Source organism: Pedobacter sp. Leaf41 (genome assembly GCF_001422545.1).
Lineage (GTDB): Bacteria > Bacteroidota > Bacteroidia > Sphingobacteriales > Sphingobacteriaceae > Pedobacter.
The window spans coordinates 718,662-736,948 of record NZ_LMLE01000001.1; the positions used below are offsets into that span (position 1 = coordinate 718,662).

General features: G+C 38.6%; 14 protein-coding genes. 10 read left to right on the forward strand and 4 right to left on the reverse strand.

Features of this window, described 5'->3' with window-relative positions; all coding sequences use genetic code 11:
• The first annotated feature begins 246 nt into the window (after nucleotides 1-246).
• Nucleotides 247-927, forward strand: a complete 681-nt coding sequence (rpiA, locus tag ASE92_RS03170; protein WP_056848627.1) for a ribose-5-phosphate isomerase RpiA — start codon at nucleotides 247-249, stop codon at nucleotides 925-927.
• Between the two features lie 149 nt (nucleotides 928-1,076).
• On the forward strand, nucleotides 1,077-1,466 hold the full coding sequence (locus tag ASE92_RS03175; RefSeq protein ID WP_056848628.1) for a hypothetical protein: 390 nt from the start codon (nucleotides 1,077-1,079) through the stop codon (nucleotides 1,464-1,466).
• A gap of 209 nt (nucleotides 1,467-1,675) precedes the next feature.
• On the opposite strand, the gene ASE92_RS03180 is transcribed toward ASE92_RS03175, so the two are convergent.
• Nucleotides 1,676-2,662: a GlxA family transcriptional regulator gene (locus tag ASE92_RS03180; protein WP_056848629.1), complete on the reverse strand. Its 987-nt coding sequence runs from the start codon at nucleotides 2,660-2,662 to the stop codon at nucleotides 1,676-1,678.
• Nucleotides 2,663-2,897: 235 nt separating this feature from the next.
• On the opposite strand from ASE92_RS03180, the gene ASE92_RS03185 reads away from it, so the two are divergent.
• The 3 genes from ASE92_RS03185 (at nucleotide 2,898) to ASE92_RS03195 (ending at nucleotide 6,304) form a co-directional block, all read left to right on the forward strand.
• Nucleotides 2,898-3,314 (forward strand): VOC family protein, encoded by a 417-nt coding sequence (locus ASE92_RS03185; protein WP_056848630.1) that lies wholly within the window; start codon nucleotides 2,898-2,900, stop codon nucleotides 3,312-3,314.
• Between the two features lie 418 nt (nucleotides 3,315-3,732).
• Nucleotides 3,733-5,052, forward strand: coding sequence for a DUF3887 domain-containing protein (locus ASE92_RS03190; RefSeq protein ID WP_235527268.1), 1,320 nt, complete (start codon nucleotides 3,733-3,735; stop codon nucleotides 5,050-5,052).
• A gap of 274 nt (nucleotides 5,053-5,326) precedes the next feature.
• Nucleotides 5,327-6,304, forward strand: a complete 978-nt coding sequence (locus tag ASE92_RS03195; RefSeq protein WP_056848632.1) for a YihY/virulence factor BrkB family protein — start codon at nucleotides 5,327-5,329, stop codon at nucleotides 6,302-6,304.
• Nucleotides 6,305-6,407: 103 nt separating this feature from the next.
• Here ASE92_RS03195 and ASE92_RS03200 read toward each other — a convergent pair whose 3' ends face one another.
• Nucleotides 6,408-6,830 carry a secondary thiamine-phosphate synthase enzyme YjbQ gene (locus ASE92_RS03200; RefSeq protein ID WP_056848633.1) on the reverse strand — a complete coding sequence of 141 codons (423 nt, stop codon included), beginning with the start codon at nucleotides 6,828-6,830 and terminating at the stop codon, nucleotides 6,408-6,410.
• An 8-nt stretch (nucleotides 6,831-6,838) separates the two neighbouring features.
• Entirely contained in the window at nucleotides 6,839-8,143 is a 1,305-nt protein-coding gene (locus ASE92_RS03205; protein ID WP_056848634.1) for a M23 family metallopeptidase, read from the reverse strand.
• A gap of 303 nt (nucleotides 8,144-8,446) precedes the next feature.
• Here ASE92_RS03205 and ASE92_RS03210 point away from each other — a divergent pair, with 303 nt between their 5' ends.
• From ASE92_RS03210 to ASE92_RS03220, 3 genes are all read left to right on the forward strand, one after another.
• A complete protein-coding gene (locus ASE92_RS03210; protein WP_056848635.1) occupies nucleotides 8,447-11,713 on the forward strand; it encodes a TonB-dependent receptor in 3,267 nt (1,088 codons plus the stop codon).
• Between the two features lie 31 nt (nucleotides 11,714-11,744).
• On the forward strand, nucleotides 11,745-13,268 hold the full coding sequence (locus tag ASE92_RS03215) for a RagB/SusD family nutrient uptake outer membrane protein (RefSeq protein WP_056848636.1): 1,524 nt from the start codon (nucleotides 11,745-11,747) through the stop codon (nucleotides 13,266-13,268).
• 105 nt (nucleotides 13,269-13,373) lie between these two features.
• Entirely contained in the window at nucleotides 13,374-14,279 is a 906-nt protein-coding gene (locus ASE92_RS03220) for a glycerophosphodiester phosphodiesterase family protein (RefSeq protein WP_082454890.1), read from the forward strand.
• Between the two features lie 254 nt (nucleotides 14,280-14,533).
• Here the strand turns inward: ASE92_RS03220 and ASE92_RS03225 are convergent, their stop codons facing one another.
• Nucleotides 14,534-14,974, reverse strand: a complete 441-nt coding sequence (locus ASE92_RS03225; RefSeq protein ID WP_056848638.1) for a hypothetical protein — start codon at nucleotides 14,972-14,974, stop codon at nucleotides 14,534-14,536.
• A gap of 336 nt (nucleotides 14,975-15,310) precedes the next feature.
• On the opposite strand from ASE92_RS03225, the gene ASE92_RS03230 reads away from it, so the two are divergent.
• On the forward strand, nucleotides 15,311-17,413 hold the full coding sequence (locus tag ASE92_RS03230) for a WG repeat-containing protein (protein WP_056848639.1): 2,103 nt from the start codon (nucleotides 15,311-15,313) through the stop codon (nucleotides 17,411-17,413).
• A gap of 22 nt (nucleotides 17,414-17,435) precedes the next feature.
• Nucleotides 17,436-18,281 (forward strand): hypothetical protein, encoded by an 846-nt coding sequence (locus ASE92_RS03235; protein ID WP_056848640.1) that lies wholly within the window; start codon nucleotides 17,436-17,438, stop codon nucleotides 18,279-18,281.
• Nucleotides 18,282-18,287 lie beyond the last annotated feature (6 nt).

The following is an 18,287-nucleotide window of genomic DNA, read 5'->3' on the forward strand; positions in this document are numbered from 1 at the left end:
CATAAATAGCGAAGCGATTAAATCGCTTAAAATAATCGTAAATTACGATTAACTATTCCACGCTCCTTAGAAACGAGCGTGAGCGTGAGCAAGTTTTTACCCACGCTCGTTCTTGCCTGCGCTCGTTTCTAACGAGCGCATTAATAATAAAGCGATTTAATCGCTTCCATTAAAAACGAGCTTGACCACAAAATTAATCTGCGGATCTGTGGCTACTAAAACGCATAAATCTCTATTTTTACCGCTATGGAAACCACTCAACAAGATGCTGAAAAATTAGCGGCAGCTAAAGCCGCAATAAAATTTGTAAAAGAAGGAGATTTAGTTGGTTTAGGTACGGGCTCTACGTCAACCTTCGCTATAAAAGAGCTCGGTAAAATGGTAAAAGATGGCTTTAAAATGCAAGCCGCTGCAAGTTCTGTTCACACAGAGGAATTAGCTAAATCTTTTGGTATCGAAATTCTCCCGCTTAGCGATTTATCATCTATTGATATTAGTATCGATGGTGCTGATGAGTTTAACGAATCGCTCGATTTGATTAAAGGTGGAGGAGGAGCATTGTTTCGCGAAAAAATTATGGCATCCTTAAGCAAGAAATCAATTATTGTTACCGATGCCTCAAAAAAAGTTACTCTATTAGGCGCTTTTACTGTTCCAATTGAGGTGATTCCGTTAGCCTACCAATACGTTTTTAATCAAATAGAAAAACTGGGAGGTAAAGGAAATAAAAGAATTAAAAATGATCAGCCTTTCATCACCGACAATGGTAATTTTATTATCGATGCAAATTTCGGACTCATCAACAATCCTGCTCAATTAAGCCATGAACTTAATCAAATTGATGGTTTGCTCGCTCACGGTCTGTTCATTAAACTTACTTCTACGGTGATCATGAGTAAAGGTGATGAAATCATCATTTTCGAATAACTTTACCGAGAAAATAACCTCCCCAAAAAAATAAAAATATTTTAACCGACGGTTTTATTTCACTTACCGACGTTTTAAACTTATTCAAAGGAAAGCCATTTCCCAACTCCTGTTTCTGTGATACATTTACATCATAAAACAAAACGGTTATGGAAACTTTCTTTAAAAAAAATCAAGCAGATAAACAATTAGGGTTGGGCATTTTAATTGTCGCTATCGGATCAGTATTCTTATTAAGAAATTCAGGATTAGATATTCCTCATTGGATTTTAAGTTGGCATACCATTATGTTAGGCGCTGGCTTATGGCTCGGTTACCGCAAAAATTATCAAGGCAGTAGCTGGTTGGCATTAACCATTATCGGCGCAATATTTACGTTAAAGCATATTGTTGTTTTTGATTTTGAAATCTCCAGAATTATAGCGGCTTTAGCCTTTATTGGAGTAGGTTTATACTTAATATTAAAACCAAAAAGATTCAAAAGTGTTAATGATTATACTCAAAAGAAAACAGCTGATTTTTCTGATGTGAACAGTTAAAATTCTTACCTCCATCATATATCAAAAAGGGACATTTTATAAAATTGTCCCTTTTTTCATGCCCTATAATTTCTAAAAAACTGTTGCAAAAAGAAACGGGGATCCCACCATTAAGGCAGTATCCCCGTCATCTAAATTAACGCTCTCACATACATAAACGCTGAGAATTGAAATTATTGTATGGTAGTATCTTTTTTTTTAAAAAAAAATTAAGCTTGCAACACCAGAACTTCTTTATGATACTTATTCCTATACTCAATCGGGGTTAAACCCGTAATCTTCTTGAAAACATCTCTGAAAGATTTATTATCGGTATAGCCCACATCAAACATCACCTCAGTGATGTTTTTTCGGCTCGATTCAAAGCTTCGCTTGGCGGCTTCTATTTTAACCCGTTGAATATATTCGATTACCGTATTTTTCGTGGCACTTTTAAAACGGCGCTCAAAACTTCTTCTTCCCAAAGCCAGGAGATCTGCTAATTGGTCTACTGTAATTTTTTCCTGGTAATTTCCATCAATAAATTCCTGTGCCTTTTTTATCTTTTCATCTTCATGGCCTTTTTGGCCTTGAAACATCATAAATGCCAGCTGACTTTCTCGATCAATATCTATCGCAAAATATTTGGCTGCTAAAATCGCGGTATCTCTGTCCGTATATTTCTCTACCAGGTACAAAAGTAAATTCCAGTAGGAGTTGGCGCCTCCGCTGGAGTAAATACCCTGCGATTCGGTGATAATACTTCCATCAACCAAATCTACATTAGGAAACATGGCTCTAAACTGGCTGGAAAATAACCAATGTGTAGAACATTTTTTACCGTCTAATAAACCTGTAGATGCCAATAGAAACGCACCCATGCAAAGCGAAGCCACCTCCGAACCCCGGGCGTGGTGTTTTACAATCCATGGAAAAAGGATTTCATTTGATTCAATTGCATTATTCACGTTTCCACTTATGGCAGGTATAAAAATCAAGTCAGTTTGATCTACATCTTCTAAAAGCTTATCTGGGTGGACCGAAAACAGATTATCATTTAATCTTACTTCTTTTGATGCGGCGACAAGCTCCACTTTAAAGAGCGGTTGTTTTCCAGATGCCTGTAAAAATTCATTCACTGCGGTAAATAAATACCTAGGATCCGCGATGGCTTCAATTACAGCAGTTTCCGGAACTAAAATCGATACATGTTTCATTCAATCTTTTTTGTATTTTGTTATCTACCTGGTTTTCATCAGTTCTACTAAACAAATATAACAACGGGCTTTGTCGTAAACAACCCTAATAATTGTCGTTTCTTCTTATTCTGATGTTACATCAAGCAGCTATTTTTGTTTAAGCTAAAAATCTGGGGGTTGAGTATGGAATCTAACATTATCAACAAAGTCGCGATTTGCGCCACATCGTTGGAGATTAAAAGGAGGAATTAAATTGGCTCACATCAACTCATATTTAACTTTTAACGGAAATTGTAGAGAGGCTATGCGCTTTTACCACGATTGCCTTGGTGGCGAATTAACACTCCAAAGCATCGGCGAATCGCCAATGGCAGGCAATATGCCTCAAATTATGGCAGATAAAATTTTGCATGCAGTGCTTACCTCCGACGAAATCGTAATTATGGGAACCGATCTGGTGGTTGATGCTGGTTTGGTCAAGGGCAATGCGGTTTCACTAATGTTAAATTGCGATTCGGAAGAAGAAACAATAGCCTTTTACGAAAAACTTTCAAAAGGAGGGACACCAGTAAATCCACTACAGAAAACCTTTTGGGGGGCCTTGTTTGGCAATTTAGTAGATCGATTTGGCAATACCTGGTTAATTAATTTCGATAAAAAGTATATTTAAAAACGTCTGATTCCCATTTTTGTGAAGCGCAAAGCTTGTTCACGCCATTTTCTTTCTTCCCGTGCTTTGCTTGTACGCTTCGCTTCGGTGGTTCCCACCTTGCTGCAGGGTACCGCTTCGCCCGGGGCTAAGTGGCCAAAATTGTACTGTTTTTTAACGTGGAGCGTTAAACGGCAATACTCAAACTAGGTGCATTTGGTGCTACATGAATCCTACAGACTCTATTTTTTATAAATGAGTCACCTATAAATTTGAAAAAAACGAAGCGTGTTTTGTGATTGTATTTAACCGCTAACTTCATGGTAGAGAGGTGAAATGTTAAAAAACGTTAAAAGCTATTCTCCCTTCATTAATCCCTTTTTAAAAGGCAAATATTCTTAACTTTGATACTTGTGAATTCCAAACCGACACAAGATTTATGATGAAGAGAAGTATTTTATTTGTTATTGCATTGCTGTTTACCACTACAGCATTTTCTCAGAATGTAATACAATTGTTTAACAGCGCAAACGATTTTTTTAAGGTGCTCCAGGAAGAGAAATTTAATGATGCACATGCATTTTTTGATGATACTTTGAAAACAAAACTCAGTGAAGAAAATTTAAAGAAACTTTGGTTTGATATAGGTACCAAATATGGTAAGCCAGAAAGTTTCGATGCCATTCAAAGTAAAGCACAAGGTCAGTTTTTTGCAGTAACTGTTGAAGGGAAATTTGCAAACGGAGCACAAAATTTTATTCTTGGGTTTAATAAAGCACAAAAAATTGTTGGTATTTTCCTTGCGCCAGCTAAAAGCAATGTGGCTTATGCCAAACCGGTTTATGCCGATACCAACTTATATAGCGAAAAACAGGTGTATGTAGGTGTTGCCGGCAAGCAGCTAGCTGCAATAGTAACCACGCCAAAAAATGTAAAAAACTTTCCGATGGTGGTTTTTGTACATGGTTCGGGCCCTAGCGATATGGACGAAACTATAGGTGCCAATAAGCCTTTTAAAGATTTAGCAGGCGGTTTGGCCTCCAAAGGTATTGGTTCTGTTCGTTATGTAAAACGAACTTTAGTATATCCCAATGAATTTTCGAAACCTTACACTGTAAAAGAAGAGGTTTTAGATGATGCAGCAGCAGCAATTGTAGCAGCTAAAGCCGTTATGGGTGCAAACCCTAAAAGCATTTATGTTTTTGGGCACAGTTTAGGTGGCATGTTGGCACCAAAACTTGCAGCAACCTCGCCAGATGTGGCTGGAATTATATTAGCCGCTGCCCCTGCCAGAAAGTTGAGTGATATTATTGCAGAACAAAACAAATATATGTTCGATTTGTCGAAGGATACGACTGCAGAAAACAAAAAATATCTGGATGATGCCATAGTACAAATCAATAAAAGCAGAATCACACAATTGGGTACCACCATAAAACCAGATTCATCTATATTGGGTTTGCCTGCTAAATATTGGGTCGATTTAAATACTTACAATCAGGTGAATACCGCTAAAAGTTTAACTAAGAAGATTTACGTGTTGCAAGGTGGAAATGATTTTCAGGTGAGCAAAACTGATTTCGATTTATGGAATTCGGCGTTATCGAAGAAAAAGAATGTAACACTAAAATATTATCCGGATTTGAATCACTTGTTAAGTCCGCAAACAGAAAAAGGTAGTATGGGCCAATATCAAACACCAGTAAACGTTGCTGAAGGTTTGGTAAATGACCTCGCCGTTTGGATAAAGGCGAAATAGATAAGATAAAACTCATTATCAGGCCCTGGCAAAAAGCTAGGGCTTTTTTGTTGACCGAATTTCAGCACAATCGGATCTGCTATATTCAAAACCGCTTGAATCATCATCTATAAATCGGTTCGAAAGAATGTTTTGAATGTTAGTTGGAGCATCTCCATGGCAGAAAAATAAGTGCCGGGATATTTCATTCCCCTTTTTATAAATCGATAAAATACAAACAATTCAAAATATATGCGGTTTAAAGTTTAAATCATTCATCTTACTCTACGTATTTATGGCAAAGCAAAAGGTAACATTAAAAGGAATTTGGGGCGTTTTAAAAGCATCATTTACTGGCTTTGGCGATCATAAAGTAACCAAGCTAAGTGGTTCTCTAGCTTATTATACTGTGTTCTCTATGGCTCCGCTATTGGTTGTGATCATTTCACTATGCGGCATCTTTTTAGGTAGAGAAATTGCAGAAGGTAAGGTGTACGATCAACTGGTCGGTTTTCTCGGTCGCGAATCAGCTACCTCACTACAAGAGCTAATCAAAAATGCCTATTTGGATGATAAGGGTACCATTGCGTTAATCATTGGTATTGTGACCTTGCTTATTGGTTCTACCACTATTTTCGGCGATATACAAGATTCAATTAATACCATTTGGGGCTTAAAAGCTAAGCCAAAACATGGTTGGGTGAAAATGCTACAAAACAGGTTTTTATCTTTTTCAGTTATTATCAGTTTGGGCTTTGTACTATTGGTTTCCTTAGCGATATCTTCAGTTTTAGATGGATTTAGCGACAGGCTCCAGGCCCGTTTTGCCGATGTTTCTTTTTACGTATTTTATGTAATTAACCTGGTGGTTACCTTGAGCGTAATTACTTTAATTTTTGCAGTTATCTTTAAAGTTTTGCCAGATGCCATCATCAAATGGAAAGATGTTTTGGCTGGAGCGGTTGTAACGGCTGTGCTTTTTATGATTGGTAAGTTTGCCATATCGGTTTATATTGGCCAAAGCGATGTTGGGGGTACATATGGTGCAGCAGGCTCATTAATTATCGTACTTTTATGGACTTATTATTCCTCTATCATTTTGTATTTTGGAGCAGAGTTTACTAAAGCTTATGCCATTGCCTACGGATCGGAAATTTACCCGGCACACTATGCCGTTACCACAAAAGAAGTGGAGGTGGAGTCAACCAGAAAATCGATTCAGGATAATCACCCTGAAATAGTAGAACAGGTAAAGAAAGAAGAAGACAAATAGATTCGATCAATTCCTCATTTTACGGTTGATTAAGATGATTTAGGGTTTTATAAATAAGATTGCCACAGCTAATGAAAACTGGCTGCGCACTGATAAGCCTGTTCTATTCGCCCCAGGCTGTTACCACTAATCTTCTCTGGCCGCCTCTGTTGCGGTGTTCACAGAGATAAACACCTTGCCAGGTACCCAACGCCAATCTTCCATTACGGATAGGGATAGTAACCGAACTCCCCAACAGTGCCGATTTTAAATGCGCTGGCATATCATCCGATCCTTCGTAATCATGTTCATAATCCGGATCGTTCTCTTTAACTGTTTTATTAAAAAACATTTCAAAATCCATACGAACCGTTGGATCGGCATTCTCATTTATCGTTAGCGAAGCGGAGGTATGCTGAATAAATACCTGACAGATTCCCACCTTCATTTCTGAAATTTCGGGAAGCGCATCCTCTATTTCGTTAGTAATGATATGGAAACCACGTCTTCTCTCCCGAAGTGTAAGGGCTTGCTGAAATATCTTCATGCCCAAAATTACTTAACTATCCAGCCAATTTGCGAATTTTCATCGCTGATTAATTGATAGCTGTTGAAATTACCCAAAACATTTACAGTGGCTCCAGTCTTTAAAGTTAGCTTCACTGCTGCAAGGCTGTCTGGCTGATCGAACACTTTTTGCTGGCTCATATTTATTCTTATCTTTTTTAATGGTTTGGTAGTTTGAACAAGCGATTTACTGTCGATAAAACCAGTAGTTCCATCAGGCAGTTCCGCTTTATACAAATTTTCTGTTGCGGAGTTAATGTTAATAATTGTACCCGAGTTTAGCGTTCCGACGGTTCCACTTTTTTGTGTGGAGCTATAGAAATTACTTTTTGATGATGTTCTCAAAGTTTTGTTCAGGTTCGAAATGGCCGCAGAAATGTTAGCTGGGGTTTTGGTAACCGGATCGATAAACGGTAAGGGATTTATTGCACCACCGAAAGTGTAAATGCCAAAATGAAGGTGAGGAGCGGTAGTTTTTGCATTCCCCGTATTCCCCATTAAACCCAAGGTATCTCCTAGTTTTATTTCCTCGCCTTCCACTGCAATTTGCTTGTCCAAATGCGCATAATAGAGGGTGTAATCTTTTCCTTTTGGGCGCAACCATACCACTCTTCCACCTAAATTATTCTCATTTACCCGGGTGATGGTTCCATCGGCGCTCGCTAAAACCGGACTTCTCGCCGGTCCGAATATATCAACGCCTTCATGTTTACGGGCATTGTTATCCCGTCCATCGCCCCAAAAACTGCCAATACTTTTGCTTTTTGATGTGGTCGGGAAAGCCAGCGATGGGCCAGCAGTAATGGTTATCGTGTATTCCACACTTTGTAATAATTCAGGCTGCAATCTGATCAAATAATTTCCGGTATCCTCAATTTCATGCTGGATGGGATTATTAAGGGTGTCAGCCGAAGCGATTCTTTTTGGATTGTTGATATCGGCGAGGTACCACAGATCCAAATAAAGCGCTGATGTGGTAGGTTTTTTGTCCAAACTGATGGTGAGTTTTTGTCCTTTTGTGGCTGAAAACTGATAAGCGGCTGCTGGAATTTTTCCGGCATCAAAATAACCCGTTTCCTTATAAGGAATTTTGATGGTAAGTGCTTTCTGCATACTGGCCGACGAGGCATTAATCCAGGCTGATCCCATGGCGGTTTTATCCAGGCCTGCGGTTTCTAATTTGCGCTTATATTGTTCATGCGGACTAGCCGCCTTAAATAAATTTACAGTGCCTGATTTACAAGAGACGAGCGAGATATAAACGATAACAATAAATATGAAACGTAGCTGCATACCAGATGATTTATTTAAGGAAACAAAATTTCGCACTACAAGTTTTTATCATCTTACTCCTGTTCAGCAGCTTAATTTTATCGATTGAAAATTATTTAACACAGACTTAACAAAGCCCAGCTGTTGTTATTGTAGAGTTAATATGTTCCATACATAGTGTTAAAAGTACACACCTAGTTTTGCGTCCGTAAAAGGCGCTCCGAATAGCTTTTACCAAAATAATTAGCCTATGTAAATTAAAGCTTACAACCCTTCAAAACATCAACAAATATTAAATTCTAAAAACAAACTAATACAAAAAAGATGATATCATTTTTTTCAACAGCAGGTATTAAACATGCCTGTAGGAAAATGCTTGTGCCCATTGGTTTACTGGCTCTTTGCAATTCCACAGCCTTTGCCTTTATTTCTGGCGAAAATTCTTCAATCGTTAAATTAAACAATCGCCTGGCTGCTATTAGCGGAACAGTTACAGACGAAAAAGGCCAGCCACTTCCGGGCGTTAGCATTTATGACAAGCAAACCAAAAGAACAACCTCAACCGATGGCGATGGAAGATTTACGATAGATGTAGCCAACGGTGCGACCTTAGTTTTCTCATTTATTGGGTACGAAACGCAGGAAATTTCAGTGTCAGGAGGGAGAACGATTAATGTTAAACTAAAAGAAAGTAACAATACCTTAAATGAGGTAGTTGCAATTGGTTATCAAAAGATTAGAAAATCGGATGTAACAGGAGCCATTAGCAGTGTAAAGGCAAGCGAAATGAATCTGAGTGCACCAACGGTTGGTCAGGCTTTAGTAGGTAAGGTTGCTGGTGTGCAGGTATCGCAAACCAGTGGTGCACCATACGCTGGAACTAAAATTCGGGTTAGAGGTGTAGGTTCAATCAATGCAAGCTCAAATCCGTTATATGTAATAGACGGTTATCCTTCTGGAAATAATGTATTCATCAACCCTGAAGATATTGAAACAATTGATATTTTGAAAGATGCAGCTTCTGCTGCTATTTACGGTTCGCGGGCTTCTGGTGGTGTGGTGATGATTACTACCAAAAGAGGTAAGGATGGTAAAGGCCGTTTTCAATATGATGTGCAAGCTGGGGTAACTCAGTTGCATAAAAAGGTGAAGCTATTGGATGCATCACAGTTTATTCAACTGATGATTGACGGACGAAACAATGCTTATAAAGATTTAGTAGTAAATGCCGGTAAACCCTGGAATGATTCGATGTTTTCTGACAATAACACCGCCAGAACTTCCAATGTCGGTAATGGATCATCGGTAAGTATACCGGAAGATATTTATGATTTTGCAAGTCAAACGGCAAAGGCGCCTGCATTTAATACCGACTGGCAGGATGAATTGTATCGAAACGCATTTTTCCAGCGCCATAACCTTGCGTTTTCTGGTGGAAACAAAGACATTAAATACTTTGTAAGTGGTGGATACCAGGATCAAGATGGGATTGTAACCAATACCGCTATGCGGGCTTTAAATTTCCGCTCGAATATTGAAGGGCAGGTAAGTAAAAAATTAAAGGTAGGCGCCAATATCTCGCTTACGCAAACCAATAATAAAGAGGTTGGAGAAGGTCGCTTTAGTCCGATGATGTCGGCATTGCTTTACTTGCCATACCTGCCTGCACGAGATGCAAATGGTAACCCGATAAAATATGGTATGTCTGCTTTGGCCAATCAATTTGGTTATCAAGGTTTAGAAAATCCGGTAGCAACGGTTAATGAAACGAAAGTTAATCGTCTTGGAAACAGAAACACTTATAATGCTTATGCCAACTTCGAAATTTTAACTGGTTTAAATTTCAAGGCCAATTTAGGTACGAACAATTACAGTGAAAAGTATGATTATTATCGCCCCACCAGTTTAAGTAACGGCGGTGGAAATGCACCCGGTTCTCCATCATCAATTGCGGCTGCAAATGCAGTAGCCCAAAACTTAACCCAGGTAGATAAGCTGGCCGAATTTACATTGGATTACAACAAAACTTTTGGCAAACACAATCTGGATATTTTGGGTGGATATTCTGCTCAACATACCAAAAGTGATTTAGTAAGGGTAACCGCAACGGGTTTTACAAGCGATAAAATCGGTGAAATATCTGATAAAGGTGCCGCGAATACAGATTTTGTGCTGAATTCGGCAAATAAATACGTTACCACCTTATTGTCGTATTTTGGTCGTGCCAGCTACAATTTCGATAGCAAATACTATTTGAGTGGTACTTTCCGTATGGACGGTTCATCAAGGTTTGGTCCAAAAAATAAGTGGGGTGCTTTTGCATCAGCAGCGGCAGGCTGGAATCTATCTCAAGAAAGCTGGTATAACGACTTCCTTGGTAACGGTTCTACCGTTAAATTAAGAGCAAGTTGGGGTTTAAGCGGTAACAACAATATTGGCGATAACAACCATACGCAAACCATGAGCAGCCCGGGTGGTGTTGTATTTGGAAATGCGATTGCAACAGCAGTTTGGGCTGGCGGTATTAAAGATCAGAACCTGGGTTGGGAGTCCACATCGCAATACAATTTCGGTACGGACTTAAGTTTCTTCAACGGTCGCCTTTCATTTATTGCCAACTACTATTACAGTTTATCTTACAATTTATTATTCAACCAGCCTATTTCTGCAATTTCTGGATCATCAAGCATCTTAACTAACTTAAGAGATAGTAAAGTCAGAAATAAAGGTTTCGATTTCCAATTGGACGGTCGTGTAGTCAGCACCGAAAATTTCAATTTAGGCTTAAGCGGAAACATCTCTTTTAACAGTAACAAAGTGCTTAATCTGGGTGGAAACAGTACCATTTTTAGTGTGGGTGCAGAGCGACAGTACATTACGCATATTACACAAGAAGGTCAATCGATTGGTATGTTTTATGGTTACCAGGTTGCCGGTAGGGTAACACCAGAATTATTAGGTAAAGTTGCACCATCTTCTGCACAATCTAATCCTTACAAGGTAGGCGATTTGTATTTTGAAGACACCAATGGCGATGGCGTGGTTAACGATGCTGATAAGAAAGTAATTGGCAACCCTTACCCGGATTTTACCTACGGTTTCGCAGTGAATGCAAATTATAAATCATTTGATATCAGGGCTTCTTTCAATGGATCGCAAGGTAACGATGTGCTGGATGGTCAGGATTATTACCTGTATAACTTTGAAGGATCAGGCAATCAATACGCAGAAGTTGCAAATCGTTACCGCAATGCAGCAAATCCAGGGAGCGGTTTAAATTACCGTGCTTCCCGTGCAGGTACGCAAAGTAACAGTACGCGTTTGTCCTCATTTTATGTACAGGATGGATCGTATTTAAGGTGTACAAACATCACATTAGGTTATAATTTCCCGAAAATGGTTGCCAAAACCCTTCATATAGAAAATATAAGAGTTTTTGGAAGTGTTGATAATGCATTTACCATTACCGATTACAAAGGTTACAATCCTGAAGTAGATTATAATGCTGGTGCAAACTTAACCCCTGGCGTAGATTATGGTAATTATCCATTGGCCAGAGCCTATAACCTAGGTATTAAATTAACTTTTTAATCTAGCTCTGAAATCATTAAAATAGATCAAAATGAAAAAAAGTATATTCTTAATTTTTGTAGGCTTGATTTCTTTATCAGCCTGTAAAAAAGATTTCCTTGAACAAACCGACCCCAATGCGGTAACGGTAGAACAGTTCTTCACTTCGCCAAATGATGTTTTGCTTGCGGTAAATGGCGTTTATCAATCACTAAGAAGCAGCAACAATATTGGAGAAAGCAGCAATTTGTATACCGAGCAACGTTCAGATAATACCGGCATAAACGATAATCAATCGAATGCAGGAGAGCCTTTCCAATTTGGAGATTTTAGTATTTTACCCAGTAACACTTATTTAAAAAACCATTGGGTAAGTCTTTATTCCACCATTACCAGATGTAATGTAATTACTTCGAATATTGATAAAGTGCCATTTACTGATGCCAATTTGAAAGCACAATACCTGGCGGAAACGAAATTTATCCGGGCGTTAATCTATTTTCATTTGGTAAGAAAATGGGGCGATGTGCCATTGGTAACCAAACAACTAACAAGTAATAATGAAGTGGTTGAAAATACTTTCAGACAACCACAAGCAACGGTTTATGCCCAAATTGTAACTGATTTGAAAGATGCATTAAATAGTAATCTTCCAAACTTGGCTACAGGTGCTCTTGCAGGCAGAGCTTCTAAAGCTGCTATAAATGGTTTGCTAGGTCAGGTTTATTTAACGATGGCCACTACATTAGAAAATAACAAAGCAGAGAATTTAACCAATGCAAATACATACTTATTAGCAGCATACAACATGAAGACTTTCAACACACTTGCAGCTATTCCTTATGCAGATGTGTTTGATGTAACGAAGAAAACAAACAATCCAGAGGTGATTTTCGAAATAGTAAACCTTCAGGGAAACATTACTTACGCTTCAAGCATTGCCGCAAATAACCAGGCTTTCGGCGAAACCATCAATTCGAGAAGAGCACCAACAGGAGTTGGAGGCAACGTAACGCCTGATTTAGTTTTAGATTATGAAACCGGCGATCCCCGTAAAGATTTTTCCATTAAATATGCTGCTGATACCAGGGTGCTGGATTGGTTTATTACCAAATACCGAGATGCAAGTGAAGCGGCAACGGTTAACGGCTACGGCGGAAATAATTTCCCTTTAATGCGTTTTGCAGATGTTATTTTAATGTTGGCAGAAGTGAATATGTTGCAAGGCAATGATGCGGTTGCGATACAATATTTGGATATGGTTAGGGCAAGAGCAGGTGTGCCTTTATACGCTGTGGCCCGTAACAACGCGGCTTATAGCTCAAAATATCCAACACTAAAACTGGCAATTTTGCATGAGCGTAGGGTAGAGTTGGCTTTCGAAAACCACAGGTGGTTTGATTTGCTGCGTAACTTTACCACTGCTGAACTGGTTACTTATTTCAAAGCAAAATCTCAAGCAAACTTTGGCAACGCAAAGTTGAGTAATTTTACCACAAAAGATAGATATTTCCCTATTCCTTTTGATGAATTCAAGTTAGATCCTGCAAAAATGTACCAAAACCCAGGATATTAATTATTTTTATTAGCAAACATTAGCGCCTGTATCATTAGTTAAGGTTTCATCCTGAGCTTTTCGAAGGATTAACATCGTGACACAGGCGCTTTTTATCAAAATTAAATGATGAAAATTAGATTTTATTTTCTTGTGTTTTTTACGGCAGCGATAAACCTAACTTCTGCTATTGCGCAAAATCCTGCTGAAAAACTAAAGCAAGTTTTTAATCGTACCCATAAAGAAATTCTAGTGGTAGCCCATCGTGGCGACTGGAGAAATGCGCCTGAAAACTCGCTGCATGCTTTGTTAAATAGCATTGATAGAGGTTTTGATATGATGGAACTTGATGTAAAAATGACGAAAGATAGCCAGATGGTGGTGATGCATGATAATACAATCGATCGTACCACCAATGGAAAAGGTAAAGTGAGCGATTTTACGTTAGAAGAAATTAGAAAATTTAAGCTGAGAAATGGATTAGGCAGAGTAACCGCAAACCCAATTCCTACGTTTAAAGAGTTGATGAGGGTAGCGAAAAATAAAATCCTGATTAATGTAGATAAGGGCAATGATCACCTGCCGGAGGTATTTAAAGTTTTGCAGGAGACCGGAACCTTACAGCAGGCAGTTGTAAATGTTGGCGACAATATTCCTTTTGAAAACTTGGTTTCAACAGAGAAAATCCCTGCTGAAGCGTACATTATGGTGGTGGTTAATATGACCAACCCTAACGCTTTAAAAATTATCAAAGGTTATGGAGGTTCAAAGAAAAGTGTAATCCAACCGATTTTCAATACAGATACCTTAACTAATCTCAAACAACTTCCGCAGATTGCTAAAAAGCAGGTCGTTTGGCTAAACAGCTTGTGGCCATCACTCAATGGCGGCCACGATGATGATCGGGCAGTAGAGCAAAATCAAAAACCCGAAAGCTGGGGTTGGTTACTGGATTTTAATCCTCTGTTTATTCAAAGCGATCGCCCCGCAGATTTGATCAAATATCTAAAGGAACGAAAACTGCATCAATAGGAATTGATAGATGCCTTAAAATGCAATCATCATGCCCTATGACTGTGATCGGCATGCAATGGTCAAGCGATAGCGGATGGCTAGGTTAATACTTAATAACCTAAAGTTTACCATTTCTAGAGTCTGAGTTAACTATTTGGGTAACCAAAGGGTTAAAAAGGGGTTAACGATAGGTAGAAAAAGGGTTAGTAAACGGTTAGTAAAGGGTTAACAAAGTGTAATGTTGTCTCGAACAAAGGGTAGCCGTTCTACAGTTATTTCTTTTTAAACTGATCAACAACCGCTGCGGTTACCAGGCCACCAATTAAATACCAGGTTACAGTGAGCAACTTGGTTTTATCTGTTTTGGTTACAGGTTCATCATCTAAACCCATTTCTTTCGGGAGTTTAATGGCACCCAGGCCAGCAGTTAAACCAGCAAGCGCTCCTTTTAGATAAACATTTTTACTTCCAGCCATGCCAATTGCACTGTAATAAATGGTGTTGCTCACAATGTCGCCGGCTAGAGTAGCGACATATAGATTTTTGCCTGTTGGCGCTTCGAGGTTGAGGCTGTTCATGGAGCGGGTTAAAGCTTCTTCTCCTACTAAATCCACTCTTGGTGCATCGGCATCAAATCTGCGAACCGTTTCGTGTAATATATTTAAGGCGGCTGCGCCAGCGAAACCAGCCAAAATTGCTTTTAAAATCTTCATCGTTATATAATTTTTTAATGGGTGATGAAACGCTGCTATTACAAGCAGGTATCAGATTTATTTATCCTACTAGGTGGGCCGAAAAATCATGATGGTTTCATATTTATAAAAGCAGAGAATCGGCTGAATTGTTTTGAAAGGATTGATAAGAGTAATGTAGGTAAATTTATGTCGTTCACCTGCAAATCAATAGACAAATAATAGCCAAAACCTACCAGATATCACCCCAACCCCTACGAATTCTAATCGCTTTATTTTCACTTCTTAAAGATTGATAAATTCGTAGAGATGCATGCTCCAAAATCTATCTTGCATCGTCATAATTAATCCTGTATCATGAAAATCAACAAATACCTGCTCGTTTTAAGTGTTGTATTCTTTAGTTCTTGTATGGCGCAATCAAAAAAAGATTTGCTGGCTAAAATAGATGATGATATTAATAATTTGAAAGGCATTATCAAGCTGAGCGATACCAGGATTATGATTACCGCTGGTACTACTGAGAAATTCTCAGCAGAGAAAGCCAGTAATTTCCAGTCAACACGGACAGAAGCCGTTAGCGACAGCGCACTCTATCGTTTTTTCAAAAATTTGGAAGTGAGTACTAGCTTGCAGTATCCCTTCAATATGATTTCATTAGATAAAGATGAATATGACTTGCTGACTTTAATGGGTGAGGAGAGTAGCTATTTTCTACACAATGCAGATATGGAACCGGCTTACAGGCCTCAAAAGTTTACCTTTTTAGATGGAACTGAAACCAATAAGGGTTATTTGACTCGCGATAGCATAGCAAAAAAGCATACCAAAATTGAAAAAGATAAAGGCGAAGATTACGAATTTGTTGATGAAGAGGGAATGAACGCCCTGGAGAAATACATTTATAAGGCCAGTAGCTTCAACGAGAATATTGCGTTGATGTCATCAAAGCCAATCCGCAGTATTCAATACAAAATAAGCCTTCCAGTGGCCAGCAAAACACTCTACAAAGTTTCACCGAACAGTCCTGAAGTTAAAACACCTTATGGAATCATCCGGTTAGATACCATTGTTGGTAATCAGGTACATTGTAGTTTACCTGATGTAGAGAACGATCGGGATATCAAAATACAAGCCTATTATAAAGATGGAAGGGTTTTAGCAGAAAAAGGAAGCAGCAGCAATACCGAAATTACTCCGGCAAAAAGAAAGCTTTACGAAAATTATATTAACATACTAGAGAAAGCAAAAGATGGGGTTAAAGCAGATGAGATTAAAACTGAAAAGGACCTTGATAAATGGCTCAAAGTACACGCACCGGCAGCTTTATCTGATGCTGAAAAAGGAAGTAGAAAAACGGCAATCTACACCTTTGCAGGTCCGGTAAGTAGCGTTGGCTTCTCCGTGAGCGATAGTGTGCCTCAAATGAAAAATTTCGATGTTGACTATACCTTTAAATATGACGAAGCGCCAGGGGAATATTTTCTCGCAATGGATTTTGCTAAACAAAAGGCTGGTTTTTTAAATAAAGAAGGCAAGTGGGTGATACAGCCACAGTTTAACGAGCATTTCCGTAAGTTAAACCGCTATTATTACTGGGATCAATATGGAGATGTTGACAACACTTACTGGATAAATTATAAAACACAAACGGTTGAAAAGGTCGCTTATAAAATAGATGATACGGAGATTTTTGATGGCAGGTATGTGAAGATCGAACCCAGAACAAATGGGCTAAACGGAATAGCTGACATTAATACCGGCAAAATTGTTCTTCCGATGGAGTACGATAATTTAAAATTTACAGGTTCGAAATTTTGGTGGGCTAAGGCAGAAGATGGGAAGGAAGGTGTGTTGGACAGGAATTTCAAAGTAGTACTGCCTTTTAGATATGACGATGTTGAGATAGATGGAAGTTCTTTCCTGGCCAAGAGCAATAATAAAACCAATGTTTTTGATTTAAACGGAACGAATTTAACGCAGAACAAGTACGACGATATTTACGGTGGTTATAACAGCGGTTTACTACTTGTGCGAAAAGCCACAAAAGAACCAAACGGCAATACCGATAGTAAATATTATTTTGTAGATAAACAGAACAATATCCGCATTAATCTAGGGGCCAAAGGTTGGGAGGATGCAAAACCCCTTAGCGAAGGCCTTGCTTTGGTTGAAAATAGCAATAATGAAAAAGGATATATCAACCCTGCCGGGCAGCTGGCTATTCCTTTTAAATTTCAATATGCACATAGCTTCTTCACCACTTCAAAACTTGCTCTGGTACAAATGAAAGATAATTCATATGCGCTTATTAATAAAAAGGGTAGTGTAGTAAAACGCTTTGATAGCGAATTATATGATTTCGACAGAGAAAGTGCTGACAGAAAAACGCGAATCAAATTTAAAGATAGAACCAGCTACAATGAGTATGGTGAACAGGTAGAATATACTTCCTTTTAAAGGCGTTTAAAAATCCGAATCCATGATCAACAAATGTTCTACAATATTAATCTGTTTAATCGTTTTTGCTTTTTGTAAAAGCAATGCTCAGCCTTACATTCTGCAATCTGTGGATTTAGCAAAGCCATTTCGTTTAAATCTATACTTCGGCGATCAAGGTAAAGGAGCTTTTGTTAAATATGTGGGACAAACAGGAAATATCGCCCTGCGAATCAAAAGCCATAAAAGAGACACCAGCGGCAGGAGTGATGGTCAGCCAGATGATGAAACCTTTATCTGGGATGAAATGATTGATGGCAAAGTGAATGGAACTTACACGCTGATGCATAATATAAATGGTGTGGAAAAAGCTTCTTACTGGAGAAAGAAAGATGCCAAGAAGTTTAATCTCGTTCAGTTAGAAGGGAAGGGGACACTGGAGAACGACCGATATCTTTTGCATGGTGCGCTAATCAGTTTTAATCATTTTGATCACCATAAATTAAGTATCCAATATGCTGATGGTAAGCTGTTCAATACACTCCTTCCGGCATTGGATTCGCCTAATCCAGTCCGCAAAAGTTACATTGCTGATTATAACTTTGATGGATATGACGATATCGCTTTCTCTATCCCTGATGCCGGAATGGGCGTATACCAAGAGTTTAGCATTTTTCTATACAACCAAAATTCGAAGCGGTTCGAAAAATTATTGGAACCCGACAACTCCAATGCCAAATGCAATTGCCTTTGCGATGTTACTTTAGATCCAAAAAAGAAATTGTTGTTTACGGCTTGTCGCGGAGGAGCCAGGTGGTGGCAGGATATATATCGTTTCGCACCGAATAATAAGCTCATGTGGATTCGCTCAAAAGATTTAAGTAAATAAACCTAA